Origin of the sequence: Flavobacterium rhamnosiphilum (assembly GCF_004349195.1) — a bacterium.
Lineage (GTDB): Bacteria > Bacteroidota > Bacteroidia > Flavobacteriales > Flavobacteriaceae > Flavobacterium > Flavobacterium rhamnosiphilum.
In genome coordinates this window covers 165,861-182,670 of record NZ_SMLG01000007.1, presented here as the reverse complement: position 1 = coordinate 182,670, position 16,810 = coordinate 165,861, and the positions used below count along the sequence as shown (strand labels likewise).

General features: G+C 32.6%; 16 protein-coding genes. 5 read left to right on the top strand and 11 right to left on the bottom strand.

Annotated elements, in window-relative coordinates; translation table 11 throughout:
• Nucleotides 1-147 precede the first annotated feature (147 nt).
• Entirely contained in the window at nucleotides 148-1,449 is a 1,302-nt protein-coding gene (locus E0I26_RS11040; protein WP_131916531.1) for an Ig-like domain-containing protein, read from the top strand.
• Between the two features lie 573 nt (nucleotides 1,450-2,022).
• On the opposite strand, the gene E0I26_RS11035 is transcribed toward E0I26_RS11040, so the two are convergent.
• The gene (locus E0I26_RS11035; RefSeq protein WP_235831759.1) at nucleotides 2,023-4,026 is read right to left on the bottom strand and encodes a tetratricopeptide repeat-containing sensor histidine kinase; all 2,004 of its coding nucleotides are present in this window, start codon (nucleotides 4,024-4,026) and stop codon (nucleotides 2,023-2,025) included.
• Nucleotides 4,027-4,166: 140 nt separating this feature from the next.
• Nucleotides 4,167-4,409, bottom strand: a complete 243-nt coding sequence (locus E0I26_RS11030) for a hypothetical protein (RefSeq protein WP_131916530.1) — start codon at nucleotides 4,407-4,409, stop codon at nucleotides 4,167-4,169.
• Between the two features lie 112 nt (nucleotides 4,410-4,521).
• Here E0I26_RS11030 and E0I26_RS11025 point away from each other — a divergent pair, with 112 nt between their 5' ends.
• Nucleotides 4,522-5,196: a response regulator gene (locus E0I26_RS11025; protein ID WP_131916529.1), complete on the top strand. Its 675-nt coding sequence runs from the start codon at nucleotides 4,522-4,524 to the stop codon at nucleotides 5,194-5,196.
• A 146-nt stretch (nucleotides 5,197-5,342) separates the two neighbouring features.
• Nucleotides 5,343-5,519: a histone H1 gene (locus E0I26_RS11020; RefSeq protein WP_131916528.1), complete on the top strand. Its 177-nt coding sequence runs from the start codon at nucleotides 5,343-5,345 to the stop codon at nucleotides 5,517-5,519.
• A gap of 507 nt (nucleotides 5,520-6,026) precedes the next feature.
• Here E0I26_RS11020 and E0I26_RS11015 read toward each other — a convergent pair.
• On the bottom strand, nucleotides 6,027-6,509 hold the full coding sequence (locus E0I26_RS11015) for a hypothetical protein (RefSeq protein ID WP_131916527.1): 483 nt from the start codon (nucleotides 6,507-6,509) through the stop codon (nucleotides 6,027-6,029).
• Nucleotides 6,510-6,675: 166 nt separating this feature from the next.
• Nucleotides 6,676-7,842, bottom strand: coding sequence for an acyl-CoA dehydrogenase family protein (locus E0I26_RS11010; protein WP_131916526.1), 1,167 nt, complete (start codon nucleotides 7,840-7,842; stop codon nucleotides 6,676-6,678).
• Between the two features lie 268 nt (nucleotides 7,843-8,110).
• Between E0I26_RS11010 and E0I26_RS11005 the strand changes: the two genes are divergently transcribed.
• Entirely contained in the window at nucleotides 8,111-8,680 is a 570-nt protein-coding gene (locus E0I26_RS11005) for a pentapeptide repeat-containing protein (protein ID WP_131916525.1), read from the top strand.
• On the opposite strand, the gene E0I26_RS11000 is transcribed toward E0I26_RS11005, so the two are convergent.
• From E0I26_RS11000 to glyA, 6 genes are all read right to left on the bottom strand, one after another.
• Nucleotides 8,681-9,178 (bottom strand): GNAT family N-acetyltransferase, encoded by a 498-nt coding sequence (locus tag E0I26_RS11000; RefSeq protein ID WP_131916524.1) that lies wholly within the window; start codon nucleotides 9,176-9,178, stop codon nucleotides 8,681-8,683.
• Between the two features lie 28 nt (nucleotides 9,179-9,206).
• Complete coding sequence (locus tag E0I26_RS10995; protein ID WP_131916523.1) at nucleotides 9,207-11,003, bottom strand: sensor histidine kinase; 1,797 nt, start codon at nucleotides 11,001-11,003, stop codon at nucleotides 9,207-9,209.
• Between the two features lie 11 nt (nucleotides 11,004-11,014).
• On the bottom strand, nucleotides 11,015-11,467 hold the full coding sequence (locus tag E0I26_RS10990; protein ID WP_235831758.1) for a response regulator: 453 nt from the start codon (nucleotides 11,465-11,467) through the stop codon (nucleotides 11,015-11,017).
• Between the two features lie 29 nt (nucleotides 11,468-11,496).
• Nucleotides 11,497-12,057 (bottom strand): helix-turn-helix domain-containing protein, encoded by a 561-nt coding sequence (locus E0I26_RS10985; RefSeq protein ID WP_131916522.1) that lies wholly within the window; start codon nucleotides 12,055-12,057, stop codon nucleotides 11,497-11,499.
• Between the two features lie 195 nt (nucleotides 12,058-12,252).
• On the bottom strand, nucleotides 12,253-12,846 hold the full coding sequence (gene miaE, locus E0I26_RS10980) for a tRNA-(ms[2]io[6]A)-hydroxylase (protein WP_131916521.1): 594 nt from the start codon (nucleotides 12,844-12,846) through the stop codon (nucleotides 12,253-12,255).
• A gap of 122 nt (nucleotides 12,847-12,968) precedes the next feature.
• Nucleotides 12,969-14,243 (bottom strand): serine hydroxymethyltransferase, encoded by a 1,275-nt coding sequence (gene glyA, locus E0I26_RS10975; RefSeq protein WP_131916520.1) that lies wholly within the window; start codon nucleotides 14,241-14,243, stop codon nucleotides 12,969-12,971.
• Nucleotides 14,244-14,350: 107 nt separating this feature from the next.
• Between glyA and fahA the strand changes: the two genes are divergently transcribed.
• Complete coding sequence (gene fahA, locus E0I26_RS10970; protein ID WP_131916519.1) at nucleotides 14,351-15,634, top strand: fumarylacetoacetase; 1,284 nt, start codon at nucleotides 14,351-14,353, stop codon at nucleotides 15,632-15,634.
• A 154-nt stretch (nucleotides 15,635-15,788) separates the two neighbouring features.
• Here fahA and E0I26_RS10965 read toward each other — a convergent pair whose 3' ends face one another.
• The gene (locus tag E0I26_RS10965; protein ID WP_131916518.1) at nucleotides 15,789-16,778 is read right to left on the bottom strand and encodes a fumarylacetoacetate hydrolase family protein; all 990 of its coding nucleotides are present in this window, start codon (nucleotides 16,776-16,778) and stop codon (nucleotides 15,789-15,791) included.
• Between the last annotated feature and the right edge of the window lie 32 nt (nucleotides 16,779-16,810).

The following is a 16,810-nucleotide window of genomic DNA, read 5'->3' as shown; positions in this document are numbered from 1 at the left end:
CGGTAATATGGCGGGTTTTAGTGGAATTACCGTTTTAATTCGTATTTTCGTTTAGCCGAAAATACTCTGCTCTTAAGTCCGCAAACTGCTTGAAGTGCCGGGACGTAATGCTAAAAAAGGCCATATAAAATTTAGACTGACAAAATAATGAAGAAACTATTTTTTATTTTAATGAGTATTACTGTCACAACAATTTCGTTTGGTCAAATAAACAAACAGAATTTTGTGTCGACCGATATTGAAAATTTTTGGACGGCTTATGAAAAGATTGTTTCAACAAATGATACATTGCAACAATACAGATTTTTGAGAGAATTTTATATTGAGAAAGGTACCATAGGTTTAAAAAATCTCATGGAAATTCGTCACTATTCCGAAAAAGAATTAATTGATGCCATCAAAAATTATCCCAAATTTTGGAATTCAATAAAAGTCAACACACTAAAAGTGAAAGATCAATATGCAGTCATTGAACGGGATATTGAAAAATTAAGAATGGTATATCCTGAATTAAAACCTTCAACTATTTATTTTTCGATTGGTGCTTTTAAAACAGGCGGAACTATAACGGAAGACAGGGTTATAATTGGGAGTGAAGTATCATTGGCGGACAAATTAACCAAAATTGATGAATTGCCACAATGGAGACAGCCTTTTTTTAAAGAAAATCCGTTGATTGAAGGCTTGCCACTTTTATGTACACACGAGTACGTTCATACGCAACAAAAAGAATTAGTACATAACCTACTTTCCATGTGTTTGTATGAAGGTGTTGCTGAATTTATCTCTTGTAAAGCAACGGGTAAAAAATCAGATACACCAGCAATTGAATTTGGAAAAGCCAATCAGGAAAATGTTTTAAATCTGTTTGTAAAAGACTTGTTTCTTATAACCAATAACTACTCCTGGATGTGGGGAGAGAACAGAAATGAATTGAAAGTGAGTGATTTGGGATATTATATTGGCTATGAAATTTGCGAACGCTATTACAATCTTTCTAAAGACAAAACAAAAGCGATCAAAGAGCTTATTGAACTTGATTACACAAATGAAAAGGAAGTTGAACGTATAGTAGACATAACAAAACTATTGCCAAAAACGTTAGAAGAATTAAATAAAGATTACGAAAAACAGCGACCGACAATTGTATCCATAATACCATTTAAAAACGGCAGTCAAAAGGTTAAGCCAGGAATGACAAAGATTATGGTAACCTTTTCAGAACCACTAAATGGTAATCACACAAGTGTTGATTACGGTCCGCTTGGAGTCGAAGTTTTTCCGAAAATAAAACCAGAAAGAATATGGTCAACTGATGGAAAAAACTGGACATTTGAAGCAGACCTGAAACCAAATCAACATTACCAAATTTTAATTTCAAACAATTTCAGAAAAGAAAACGGAATACGACTAAAACCTTATTTAATAGATTTTAAAACAACTAAATAAAAAGAAGCCTCTGATGGCACGAACGTCTCGCTCGTGTTCATGAATTATCCGTCAATGAGAAACTCACAACCCGAGTCAAGTGTGAAGCACGAGCGGCCGGGGTTGCGATAGTAAAATGCTTCAGATGATTTTTGGGATAAAAATATGCAGGCTTGAAATCAAAGATTCTTGAATACCAAAAACAATAATAACTCATGAATATTTTTTTGTTACTTTTTTCATCAAGGAAAAAAGTAAAGATTTTCTTCAAATAAAAAATCAGTATTAACACAAACGTGCTTCTTATAACCGTCCTTACACTTTTACTAAAAAGAAGTCAATAACCACAACCAATTCAAAATAAAAACCCATTTTTTCTTTCACAACTTGTGAACCACTTGTGATATAAAATCAACCGATACCAACAATTTTTGCACCATAACAATATAAAACGAAAGTTATGGCAATCGAAATCCTAACCAAAGCAGACCTCTATGAATTCCGTAAATCTCTTTTAGAAGATATTAGAGAAATACTAAAAAGAAGATCAAGGAACTGTAAAGATATCTTCAACGGAACGCGCTTCTTGAATACTCAATAAGATAAAGTCTGAAGATTAAACACCACTTCAATTTTTGTTCCTTCTCCAATTTTTGATTCAATGTTAAATTGACCTTGTAAAGAATTCGCTCTTTCTTTCATATTATTTAATCCAATACCATCTTTTTTATTTTTAATATCAAATCCTTGTCCGTCATCCGTAATACTCAGTTCTAAAATATTGTTTTCTTTTTTCTGAATTTCCACCTTACAATTCTTTGCATTAGCATATTTATTAGCATTTAGAATGGCCTCCTGAATGATACGGTATAAATTGATCTTATATATATTTTGAACAGTAGACCATTCAAACATTCCATTATTTACATATTTAAAATGGGTACTACTAAACTCTTTTTGATTTTCGACTAAACTTGTCAATAACACATTAAAATCATTCCCATCAAAAAAAGAGCCTCGGCTTAAGTCATGCGATATCGTTCTAAGTTCACTCTCAATATTTTGTAATTCCAGAATATATACTTTTCTTTTCTCAATTGTTTTCTCGTCTATTAAAGAATTAAAAAAACCTAAATTCATTCGGACACCATAAATTTTATTCATGATGCCATCGTGCAATTCTTTTGCAATTCTGGCCTTCTCATTATCTTTTGCAATATCAATTTTTCTATTTTGTTCGGTTAACAGTTCATATATCTCTTCATTAGCGCTTTGCTGCTTCTTAAAAAACTGTAACTCTTTATTTCTATATTTTAAATACCGTAAAACAATAATTATAATCAGTATTAAAACCAGCACAAATGAAATAATTAAAATATAAAAATTATTCTTGGTCAAAACTTTATTTTCATCCTCTATCCTTGATGTTTCATATTCAATTCTGGCATACTTATTATGAGCATTTTTTTGCACCAGATTAATACTGTCACTTACTTTAATGTATTCATTTGCATAAAACAACTGGTTTTTCTTATCTAATTCGGATAATAATTTCAGTGAAGCTAAAATTTCATTACTGTTCTTAATTTTAATGGCTAATTGTTTCGCTTCTTTTAAATTTTGAATTGATTTTACAGTATCCTTCTGCGTTAAAAAATATTCTCCTAAATGTATCTTTTTATACAAAATATCCGATGTAAATCCTATACTATCGACAATACGTAAGGATTCAAAAAACATGGATTCAACATTTTCATAATCCTTATTTTTCATCTTAGAATAAGCCAAATTGCTTAATACATTTGCATATAGACTGGGCGCTTTCTTTTTTAAGTCTTTTGAAAGCAAACTTTCTAATTTTATTATAGACTTTGAATACTCGCCCTTTAGATCATACAAATTACATATATTAATAACAGAACTTATATTGTAATTATTTATTTCATCTTTACCATTACTTTCTATTTTCTCTAAATCACTTAATGCTAAATTATGATAACGTAAGGCTTCATCGTAATTAACCAGCTTCTCTAAACAATTACCCATCAAAGAATTACAGAAATAAATCAAGCGGTGATTGTTAGAATTTTTTAAATACTGTAATGCTTTAGAAATTTCAACTTCACATTCTACATAATTTCCGTCATAAAATAAAACATAGGCTTTATTGTATAACATTCTGCCCAAATTATCATAATCATGCACTTTATGATATATTTTTTCTGCCTGTAAATAATAAAAGTAAGCACTATCCTTTTTTGAGTTTTGATAACAATCGCCCACATAATATAATGCCTTCGGAATTCTGACACTATCCTTAGCCTGCTTGGATAGCCGTAAAGCCTTTAGACTGAAAGATAAAGATTTTTCTAAATTATTGATGTAATAATATTCCGTTGCGATTTTTAAGTGGATCTCTCTGACAACAGAATCATTTTCTTTGGATTGTAATAAACCACCTATTGAGTCTAAGTATTGTTCTTTTTTATTTTTTTCTAAACCATCAAAAAAAAATTTGTTAAATGAAATAGTGTTATTTTTTACATGGGCATCTGAATCATTCTTTTGGCATGAAAAAAAAAAGAACAGCGGAAGCAAACATATTATTTTAGTAAGAGTACTCAAAATGTAATTATTATTTTATAATTCCAAATATAGTATATTTTTGAAACAAGAATACCATATAGCTTATTTTTAAACCATATGGTATTCTTGTTTCAATTAAGTATATCTTAATACTATCTTGGCGGTTTTAAAATACTTGGATCACCTTCTAACTCAACTGCATCCGTATTAACTGCATCCGTGCCCAATTTTACTGTTGTCGTATCAATGATTTTTGTCGGAAAGTTGACTTTCAAAAAAGACTGGGGCGTCGTTTTAAAATCCCTAGCTTGAACCTCATAACTCTCCTCATCATTAGAACAGGAATAAGTTAGTAAAGAAATCGAAACTAGTCCGGCTACGCATAATTTTTTCATATAAATGTAGGTTAAGTTAAACAATCATTCAATACAAATAAACAGCTTTGCTTTCTTTAAATTTTACGGTTATACCGTAAAATTTAATTAATTTTGCAAGAAATTCGATAAAATGATTACGCCCCTTACTATTTTAATCGTTGATGATCACCCGATGACAGTTGATAGCTATAGCAATCTTTTGTCTGTCAGCAACTTCCAAGAAAATACGCCTAATTTCATAAGGAGTTATAATTGTGAAGATGCGTATAACAAAATATTTTTTTATCTAAATCAAAATACAACTATTGATTTGGCATTATTAGATATTAGCCTTCCTCCTTATATAGAGTTTAATATTGAAAATGGTATTGACCTGGCTTCATTAATCAGGAAAAAATTCCCAAATTGTAAAATCGTCCTGCTTACCATGCATGGCGAACCCCTGGCTGTAGATAAAATAATCAAAGACATAAACCCGGAAGGTTTCGTTTCTAAAAATGATATTAATTTTGAATTATTCCCTATTGTTTGTAAAAAAATTGTGGATGGGGAGATGTACAAAAGCCCTACTATTATAGAATCACAGAGAGAATTGTTTCAAAGGAATATTAATTGGGATACACATGATAGCCAGATTTTAATCCTAATTGCACAAGGTATTAAAACGGTGAATCTTCCCAACTATATTCCTCTTTCCATGAGTGCTATAGAAAAAAGAAAAGCAAATATAAAAGGACAGCTATTAATGGGAAAAGGCAGCGATAGCGACCTAATAAATATAGCTAAAAAATTAGGATTAATATAAATGTAACGCAAACATCAGACACCTTGACCATTCAATATCAGCACACTACAATTACGTCTAAAAAACAATACTAATTTTAACAATAAATTATCCCTATCTTATAAGCTAACTTCTATTTTTGCGTCCTAATTTAATAAAGCATTATCATGAAAGATTTATTCGAAAAAATCAGCGTCGAAATCGAAACATTTAAAACAGAAGCCGAATTACACATTGAAAAAGGAAACAAAGCTGCCGGAACAAGAGCACGTAAATCAACTTTGGATCTAGAGAAACTTTTAAAAGAGTTTAGAAAAGTTTCTGTAGAAGAATCAAAAAAATAAATCTATCTTCAATTATCAGCCCTTTGGAATTTCCGAAGGGCTTTTTTCATCATCTTCCACTCCTACTCAGCTTTTCTTTGAATAAATTTAATGTTTTTTATCAAATTCAAAGTAAAGGAAAAGTCTCATGACTTTGCACTTTTTTTAAATTCTTAAAAGACCTAAACCCAATAAAAGTATCCTGCCTTTTTCCGTGAATTTCCCTTCTAGGTTCTCGCCTTTATAGTTGCCAAACCAAAAAATCACGGTAAGAATTTAAGCGTTGGCCGCAAGGAGTTACCCCGGAGCCGAGTGTGCAGCACAAGCGGCTAGGGTCGCGATAGAGAAATTTGTCCGATGATTTTCGGGATAAAAATAGTCAGGCTTTATTTTTTGTTTCTTTTGAAATCAAAGATTCACTAACTCCAATAAATTATGAACTCATGAGTAATTAAGACAAAAGAAAAAAAAGGCTTTTCATCTACAAAATAGTTAAAAAAAATAATAACTTTTTCCCCTATTTGTTCATCATTTAGCGGCGCAGTCAACAGTTGTAAATTTAAATTTTACACGCTCAAAATCTATAGGTGAGCCTTTAACAAAATAAGAGGCACCCATCGTAGTTTGTATTTTCCCATTGCCTAAAATAAGTTCGTCCCCTCGCTTTAAAAATGCCATTGGATTTTTAAATGTTATTTTTTCATCAGTACCCTGAATAAAGGTGTAGCTGGCAAATAATGTATCTCCACTGAATTCTCCAGCAATTTTTCCAACCTTTTTTGGCATATTAAAAAATTTCATTACCATATCCCCGGTTATTTTTCCGTTTTTTAAAGTGTTCATTTTTAACTCAATAGTATCTTGTTCATACAGTGCTTTATAGCATTGGATACTGATCGGTTTTTCAGCCTGGACCTGGGTAGCTTTACCGACTTTTTGGTTTTCATTTTTTTTACAGCTTTGGAATCCTATACAAGCAAACAGCAAACAAAAAAGAACTGAAGTTTTCATAATAGTAAATATTTAGTTAATAATTGTTAGGAATAACAATTGCTAATTTACGCATAAATAGCGTTTAATAGTATTTAAATTATAAATGATATATTCAAAAATAATACTCGATTTTAGATTGTATTATTAATCTGCAAGGTCTCTTTCAATAGTTCATTTATTATTTTTAAAGATCTTTAAGCAACTTACGTGCGATTACTATTTTCATAATTTCATTGGTTCCTGCATAAATACGTGCCACACGATTATCGGCATACATACGGGCAATTGGGTAGTCCCACATATAACCATAACCGCCAAATAATTGCAAACATTCATCAACGACTTTTCCGCACATGTCGGTTGCCGAATATTTAATCATCGAAGCGCTTTCGGCTGTTAATTTATGGTCCACTAATAATTCGATACATCGATCTAAAAATGCCTGATGTATTTGCATTTGAGTGGTACACTCCGCAAGTTTAAATTGGGTGTTTTGAAATCCGGCAATAGGCATATCAAAAGCGGTTCGTTCCGTCGTATAAGTGATGGTACTTTCGATAGCCCCTTCAGCAGTGGCTACTGCCATAATCCCAACGGTTAATCGCTCCCGAGCCAATTCTTGCATCATAATTTTGAATCCTGCTTTTTCATCTCCAAGTCTGTTCTCCTTTGGCACTTTTACATTATCAAAAAACAATTCTGCGGTATCTTGAGATTTCATGCCAATTTTTTTGAGAGGAACTCCTTTATTGAACCCTTCCATTGTCGATTCTAAAATAAGTAAAGTTACGCCTTCCTCATCCGTATTGTGATTGGTTTTTACGGCCACGATAGCCATATCACACATAAAACCATTGGTTATAAAGGTTTTTTGACCATTCACTAGATAATAATCCCCTTTATCTTCGGCCGTTGTTCGAAGTGCTTTCAAATCACTCCCGCAATTGGGCTCCGTCATTCCAATAGCAGTAATAATATCCCCTTTGGCCATTAGCGGTAAATACTTTTGTTTTTGCGCCTCAGTTCCGTAATACAATACATAAGGAGCTACAATATCGGAATGCAACGAAAATCCGGGACCGGTGATTCCCTTTTTTGCCAATGCTTCAATAAACAAGGCATTAAATGTAAAATCCAATCCTCCCCCTCCATACATTTCTGGCATATCCAAACACAATAATCCTAATTCTCCCGCTCGTTTCCATATTTCACGGGATACCATCCCATTTTTTTCCCATTCCTCTAAATGATCTGTAATGTCATTTGAAATGAATTCTTGAATCATGGTTTGCATCATTTTATGCTCTTCGGAGGCATAAATTTTTCGTTCTATTAATATGTTTTGTAGCATTTTATATCATTTTTAGATTAGAGGATGCTTCTGCAGATTCGAAATAGGAATTATTGAGGGATTTTATATCCTTACAAGGGATTTTCACTTTCTAAAGTTACATATTTTTTTTGTTTTCAAAAAATGCTTCCATATATCCTCCTCATCATTTTATTTATTATCTGCAAAGTTTTAAATAATTATTCTCTTTTCTGAATTTTATAGTTTCAGAATTTTGTTTCTTTGTTGCGTAGAATCGCTTTCCAAAACCTAAATTTAAAATACATAAATGCCTGAATATTTCCTTGATGTTGCATACGAAAATAACATTTATGGTGAAGAAGACGTCAATTTTAAAGAATTCGAATGCTGTACTTTTACAAATTGTAATTTTTCACAATGTGTATTTCTAGCGGTTACTTTTATTGACTGCACCTTCAATGATTGTATTTTTAGCAACGCCAAAATAAATTATGTGGCTTTTAGAACGGTGATTTTTAATCGTTGTGAAATTAAAGAAGTCAATTTTTCGATGTGTGACAAGTTAATTTTCGAAATTGCCTTTAACAATTGTATTTTGGATTTCTCCAAATTTTATACTTTGAAAATAAAAGGAACATCCTTTACCAATTGTAGTATTATTGCAGTTGATTTTATGAGTACTGATTTAACCGAAGTTATTTTTGACAATTGCGATTTATACCGTTCTGAATTTGCAAAAGCAATTGCTAATAAAGCAAATTTCAAAACAAGCTACAATTATACCATTGACCCGAAGACAACCAAATTAAAAAAAGCAGTCTTTGCTTTAGAAGGATTAAAAGGATTGCTTTACAAACATGACATTATCGTGCACTAATTATAGCTTTTTTTCCATTTTGTAGTCTTCCATCAAGTACCCGTTACCAATCTCAATATTTTCTTCGGCAATGATTTCAAAACCTAATTTTTGATAGAAAGCAAGTGCTTTGTTAAAACGATTTACGTTTAAGGAAAGTGATGTCGAATTATTTTCGTTGGCAATTTTTTGTACCGCATCAATTAATAATTTACCAATTCCTTTACCTTGTGCTTCTGGTAAAATATAAATTTTATGAATTCGGGTTACCGCTTCATCCTTATAATTATGCTCGATTCCTATGAATGCTAAAACGGAAGCTTCCTCATAAGCAATATAAAACAATTGCTCTTGCTTTTGAATTTGGTTTATTAAAGATTCATCTGAATAAATCAAATCCATCATATAGTCTAATTGTTCTTTTGACAAAATTTCACCATATGTTATCGGCCAAGTTTTATTGGCAACATCTTGAATTGTACTTATATCAGCTATTGAAGCTTCTTTTAATGAAATCATTATACTTTATTTACGTAAATTATTAAAATTAAAGTAAATCCCCTTTTGGAAGAAAAATATAGAATTTGGCTCCTAAATTTGGTTTACTTTTTACTTTTATGAACCCTTTGTGATTCTCTACAATTCTACTGCAAATAGCCAGACCAAGCCCAGTTCCTGAATATTTAGGATCCGTTTCTAAACGCTTGAACAACAAAAATATTTTTTCGGAATACTCTTGTTTGAAACCAATTCCGTTATCTGAAATGACAATTTTATGATACTCTTTCTTATTGGCTATTTTATAATCCTGCATTTCTTTCTCTGTAATCTTTTTAGAAGTAATACTGATTTCTGGAGTACTATCTTCTTTACTGTATTTAAGAGAATTTGAAATTAAATTTATAAAAAGCTGTTTAACCTGAAAAGGTATCGCCTTAATTGTAGGCAAATTTCCAATTGTAATAATGGCTTTTTTATCTTCGATATTAGTGGACAAATCTTGAATAATTTCCTCCAGGACTTTGTTTAAATTCGTTTCTACAAAAACTTTATCGCCTTTTATTGTTCTGGAATAATTCACTAAATCAATTAATAGCGTCTGCATCCTATTAGCCGTTACCCGAATTTTTGAAAAGTAATCTTTTCCTTGTGGTGAAAGCAAATCCAATTCTTTTTCTTCTAATCTGGAAATAAACATTTGAATCTTGCGAAGCGGTTCCTGCAAATCGTGACTTACAATATTGTTAAAAGCCTCGAGTTTCGTATTAATATATTTAAGTTCTTTATTGTTTTCTTCTAATTCAAGAGTTTTCTTGTATTGACTTGTAATATCATAATTCACCCCTATTTTTATCAAATCACCACTCCCATTCTTGGTAAAACTTCCAACGCCCATACTGTATTTAATATCCCCATTTGGAGTCAAAAACCTAAATATCATAGAAGTAGACTGATGACTTACAAGCGAATCCTTATGTACCTTAGTTACATATTCTAAATCATCCGGATGAATATATGGAATTGTATTCTCTATATTCGGTTCAAATGCATTGGGTTCAACTCCCATTAACCGAAACAAATTATCCGAAAAAGTATATTTATTAGTCTCCACATTGACCATCCAATGTCCAAAACCTGCTGTCATTTCAGCAGTATTATAGGACTCATTCAGTAATTTTAATTGGTCATTCGCCTTTTTGAGTTCATCAATATCAATGTTCATTTTTTGGAATGAAAGCAATAATATTAAAAGAGAAAGAATAACCAATAAAAAAGCGGTTATTATAGAATCCTGTAATTCAAATTGATGGTTATTGTTTTCAAATTCCGTTTTTGTACTTTCAGAATATATTATTTTAGTGACAAAGGATTTCATCATTTCAGTAACATTGCTGCTCTCCAGTAACATCTCGTTTAATGTTAACGGGCCAGAATTTTTACTTTGCGCAAGAAGTAATGTTTTCCTGAACAGTTTAAATCTAAGATCAATAAGTTTTTTTAATCGGTCAATATCATTATTTCTGGCGGTATCATTTGCAGTTAACAGCTTTAGCCTTGTTATGCTTTCTTCAATTTTGCCTCTATTCAAAAATCGGCTTTCTATATACGTTTCATCTTTTGTGATGATATAACTTCGCAAGCTCGTTTCGTACCCGCTGATTACGGATAAAAGTTTTTCTAATTCAAGTTGCGTTTCATTTGAATTTGCAATTAATTCAACCGTTGAATCAAGCTTTTTCATTTGAGAATAAAACATGGAAGCGATATAACAAACAACAACAATTGCAATAGCTAAAGCTATTTTAAACACTTGAGAGTTTTTATATAGTCCTAAAATCTTCATTTATTTCTCTGTTATATACTAAAGAAAAAAGTTTCTATATTTAAACCTGAGGTATGAAATTGCCAATTCATATTGACAGCCTCTTTGATTACTTCTTTTAATTTAGAAAAATCATTGGGTTTTTTAATGTAGATATTGGCTCCTTCGACAAAAGTGTCTTCAATGTCTTTTTCTGACGAAGAAGTAGAATATATAGCAATCGAAACATCTTTAAAACGAGTGTTCGATCTAATTTCTTTCAGACAATCTATTCCTGTTTTTCCGGGCATATTCAAATCGAGAAATAAAACATGAGGCAACTTAATTTCAGGATGTTCTAAATAATCCATTAGATCATTACCATCTTTAAATAGAGTCAACTTATTATTCATTTTAAGCTCTTGTATAGCTTCACTAAAAAAAGTGCGATCATCTTCGTCATCGTCAGCTAAAAGAATATGCATTGAATCTTGGTGTGTAATCATAAAATATGGGGGTGTTTTTATAATTTTATTTAATCATTATTAGATAACTCTCTCTTTTTACCTACAATTCTTTTAAACATAGAAGGTGTCAATCCCGTTACTTTTTTAAACTGAGTTGATAAATAAGCGACACTACTATAATTTAATTCATGCGAAATTTCGGTTAAAGTGAGTTCTTCTTCAATTATTAGTTTTTTGGCTCTTTCAATCTTTTGAATAATAATAAAATTCTCAATAGATGTGAAGGTGTACTCCGAAAAAACATTGGTAATATAACCGTATCTAAAGTTCAGTTTATCCGATAGATATTGAGAAATCGTTATGTTAGGAAATTTATCTTTTTCATATACAATTTCAATTATTGCGTCTTTAATTTTTTGAATTAATTGCCCTTTGGGGTTATTAATAATTTGGATACCATATTTCTTTAAACTGACCTGAAGTTCCGTTAAACCTTCTTCAGAAACATCATCTCCGATTTCAATTTGTCCTAAATCCAACAGTTGATATTTAATATCTAATTTTTCTAATTGCTCTTGCAATATCGCCTTGCAAGCAATATTTCCATCATAATTAAAATTGAGTTTCATACCAATCAACTGGTGTTAAAGTTAAAATTAAGTCTTAAATGTAAATCAAAAATTATTAACCTGTGACAAATAATTTAATTTAAATATAAAACGTTGCTTTTTCTGGAGCGCAATAAACATAAACAACTGGTTACTAAGGTTCCTAAACAACAAGTGATTTATTTGCATTTACAATCAAACTTGCCTTTATAGCGCTTACCCATGAATTGTTTCGTTTTTACCGTAATTTGTTATAACATTTTCTTCAAATTCAAGCCATTCTCTCCAACGCTTTTCAACGTCAATTCCTGTACCATATTTTCTCGCATAAGTAATAAAAGTGGTATAATGTCCCGCTTCGCTCTCCATCAAATCCCTATAAAAAACGGATAATTCTTCATCTTTTATATTTTCCGAAAGCACTTTGAAACGTTCACAACTTCTGGCCTCTATCATTGCTGAAAACAATAACCGTTCCACTAAACTGGAAATTCTGCTTCCATCACTGCTTTTTTTCATGTACAAATACAATTCGTTCACATAATCATCTTTGCGTTCGCGACCCAACTTCAAGCCTCGTTTGATGATGATGTTATGTACTTGCTCAAAATGATCGATTTCTTCTTTGGCCAAAGCCAATAAATCCTTTACTAAATCCTGGTGTTCTGAGTTATTAGTGATAATTGTAATGGCATTTGTGGCCGCTTTTTGTTCGCACCAAGCGTGATCCGTCAAGATTTCCTCAATGTTTTTCTCTACAATATTGACCCATCTTGGATCGGTTGGTAATTTTAATCTTAGTACAGACATAATTTTAGTCTTAAAGTTAGAAAGTCATAAAGTCGAAAGTCGAAAGCCAAAACTAAGACAGAATATTAAATTCTATTCAAAGACTTTCGACTTTCGACTTTAAAAACTTTAAGACGTATTTATTAGTATACGAAAATAGCTCTTTCGCTCATCATTTCGTTTACTTCATTAGCCACTTCTTCGATGATATCTTCGCTAGTGTGGTTCATTAGTACTCTATCAATAAGCTCCACAATAGTTTCCATATCTTCTTCCAACAAACCACGAGTGGTGATTGCAGACGTTCCGATACGAATACCTGAAGTTACAAACGGTGATTTATCATCAAAAGGAACCATGTTTTTATTAACCGTAATTTCAGCTTTTACCAATGCATTTTCAGCTTCTTTTCCAGAAATATTTTTATTTCTAAGGTCAATCAACATCATATGGTTGTCTGTCCCACCAGAAATAATATTGTACCCTCTATTTACAAATGCTGCTGCCATGGCTTTAGCATTTTTTTGTACTTGCATGGCATAGGTAAAGAACTCATCAGATAATGCTTCTCCAAATGCTACTGCTTTTGCGGCAATGATATGCATCAATGGTCCACCTTGATTTCCAGGGAAAACAGACATGTCTAAAACATGAGACATCATTCTGATTTCTCCTTTTGGAGTTTTTAATCCCCACGGGTTTTCGAAATCTTTACCCATCATAATCATTCCACCTCTTGGACCTCTTAAAGTCTTATGAGTTGTTGTGGTAACAATATGACAATGAGGTATTGGGTCATTCAATAATCCTTTGGCGATTAAACCTGCCGGATGTGCAATATCTGCCATTAAGATTGCTCCTACGCTATCAGCAATTACTCTGAAACGCTCAAAATCCATATCACGAGAATAGGCTGAAGCCCCTGCGATGATTAATTTTGGTTGCTCTCTTGTGGCAATTTCTTGAATTTTATCATAGTTTAACAATCCTGTTTCCTGGTCAACACCATAAAAAGTAGGATTGTATAATTTTCCTGAAAAGTTTACAGGCGAGCCATGCGTTAAGTGACCACCATGAGAAAGGTCGAAACCTAAAATTTTATCACCTGGTTGCAAGCAAGCCGACAAAACAGCCGTATTAGCTTGTGAACCAGAGTGTGGCTGTACATTTGCATATTCAGCGCCAAATAAAGCTTTGGCTCTGTCAATAGCAATTTGTTCCACAACATCCACTACTTCACAACCGCCGTAGTATCTTTTGCCAGGATATCCTTCAGCATATTTGTTAGTTAAAACAGAACCGGCTGCTTCCATTACTTCGTCACTTACGAAGTTTTCTGAAGCAATAAGTTCTAATCCGTGAATTTGTCTTTCTTGTTCTTCTAGAATAAGGTCAAAAATTTGTTCGTCGCGTTGCATTTTTTTGATTTTCGTTAATTTGATGCAAAAATACAAAAAAACGTTTGGTTAATAGTTAGATTATAATATATTTGATGAGTAATTTTCAACAAAATAATTAACATATCATGCCTATAACAGCCAACAATACAAACAGAAAATCATGGCTGGAAGTCCTCGAAAACAGTGACTTTCCCATACAAAATATTCCTTTCGGGGTTTTCCTTACCAAAGAAAATGTGGTGACAGTAGGAACGCGAATTGGTGATTTTGCAATCGACTTGGGTGCTTTACAGCAATTAAACTACTTTGAGGGTATTGAATTAACTGATGATATGTTCATGCAGGATACTTTGAATGATTTTATTTCTGATGGGCAAAAAACCTGGCGATTGGTTCGAAATCGTATTGCTGACCTATTTGATGAAAAAAACCCAAAATTACGAGATTCAGTAAAAGACCGTGATATTGTAATTTTCAAAATGGACGATGTAGAAATGCAATTACCAGTCCTTATTGGTGATTACACTGACTTTTATTCTAGTAAAGAACATGCGACCAACGTTGGAAAAATGTTCCGTGATCCAGAAAATGCATTATTGCCCAACTGGCTTCACATTCCTGTAGGCTATCATGGGAGAAGTTCTACAATAGTTCCTTCTGGAATTCCGGTACACAGACCTATGGGACAAACATTGCCAAACGGCGAAACTACACCGGTTTTTGGCCCTTCACGATTAGTAGATTTTGAACTGGAAACGGCTTTCATCACTACAGATGCCAACATTATGGGAGAAAATATCCCTGTAACTGAAGCCGAAGATTATATTTTTGGAATGGTATTATTGAATGACTGGAGTGCACGCGATATTCAAAAATGGGAATACGTGCCGCTAGGACCATTCTTGGCAAAAAACTTTGCTTCGTCTATCTCACCTTGGATCGTGACTATGGATGCTTTAGAACCTTTTAGAACTAAAGGACCAAAACAAGAGCCAACTCCACTTCCTTATTTGCAACAAAAAGGAAAACATTCTTTTGACATTAATTTAGAAGTGGCGATTCAACCTGAAAATGCAGAACCAACTGTAGTTTCTCATTCAAATTTCAAACACATGTATTGGACAATGAGCCAGCAATTAGCACATCATACTTCTAATGGTTGTCGTGTAAATTCAGGTGATATGATGGGATCTGGAACTATTTCCGGTCCAACCGAAGACAGTTTCGGTTCGATGTTAGAATTGACCTGGGGTGGAAAAAATCCAATAAAACTAAACGATGGGACGGAACGTAAATTCATCAATGATAATGACACTGTAATCATGAAAGGATTTTGTCAAAACGGACATGTTCGAATTGGTTTTGGTGAAGTTTCCAGTAAATTGCTTCCTCCATTTGTGAGAAAATAAAAATAGCATATAAATCTAAAAAACTCCGAAAGCAACCCTTCGGAGTTTTTTTTATGACATTAAGTAGCTATACTTTTTAGTAAGCAACTATAACTGCTGTCGTGTAATTTTATTAAATAGAAAATAAAATTCTCAACCCAGATTATGATTGGCTCTATTTATGTTCGTACTTTTTTACCAATTGATTAATTTTACCAAATATCGATTCGCCTTTTATATCCTTCATTTCAATTTCAATTCTGTCACCAAACTTCATAAATGGCGTTGAAGGCTTTCCATCTTTTAGAATTTCTAAACATCTGACTTCTGCGATACAACTTGAACCCGTCGGACTTCCCTGATTGGCCACTGTTCCTGAACCTATTACCGCTCCTGCCATTAGAGAACGTGTTTTTGCTGCGTGAGCGATTAATTGACCAAAATCAAAAGTCATATCTACGCCCGCATTTGGTGAGCCAACCAACTTTCCATTTAAAGTAGAATACAAAGGCAAATTTAATTTACCGCTCTGCCATTTGTCAGTAAGTTCATCTGGCGTAACCACTACGGGAGCAAATGAAGTCCAAGGTTTTGATTGGTAAAAACCAAATTGCTTTGAAAGTTCATTTGGGATCAGGTTTCTCAGCGAAACATCATTAACAATGGTTATTAATTTAATATGATTTAATGCTTCTTTTGGACTAATTCCAGCGGGAACATCGTCTGTAATAACAGCAACTTCAGATTCAAAATCAATTCCCCAGTCTTCATTCTCTATTTCGATAGCATCATTTGCGCCAATAAAAGCATCAGAAGCTCCCATATACATCAACGGATCTGTCCAAAAAGATTCCGGAAGTTCTGCATTTCTTGCTTTCCTGACAAGCTCAACATGGGTTACATAAGCACTTCCATCTGCCCAATGATAGGCTCTTGGAATAGGTGCTAAAACTTTTGCCGTACCAAAATCAATTGTATCTGTTACGTTATTTGAGTTTAAATTTTCATAAACACTTTTCAAATCCTTTTCGACTTTAGCCCAATTATCAAGGGCAAACTGCATTGTTGGAGCAATTTGACTCACCTCTACTGCTTTGGTTAATTCTTTATTTACAACTACTAGTTTACCATCTCTGGTATTGTTGTTTATTGTCGCTAATTTCATTTCTTATCAATTTGGTTTTAAAATTATTGCCG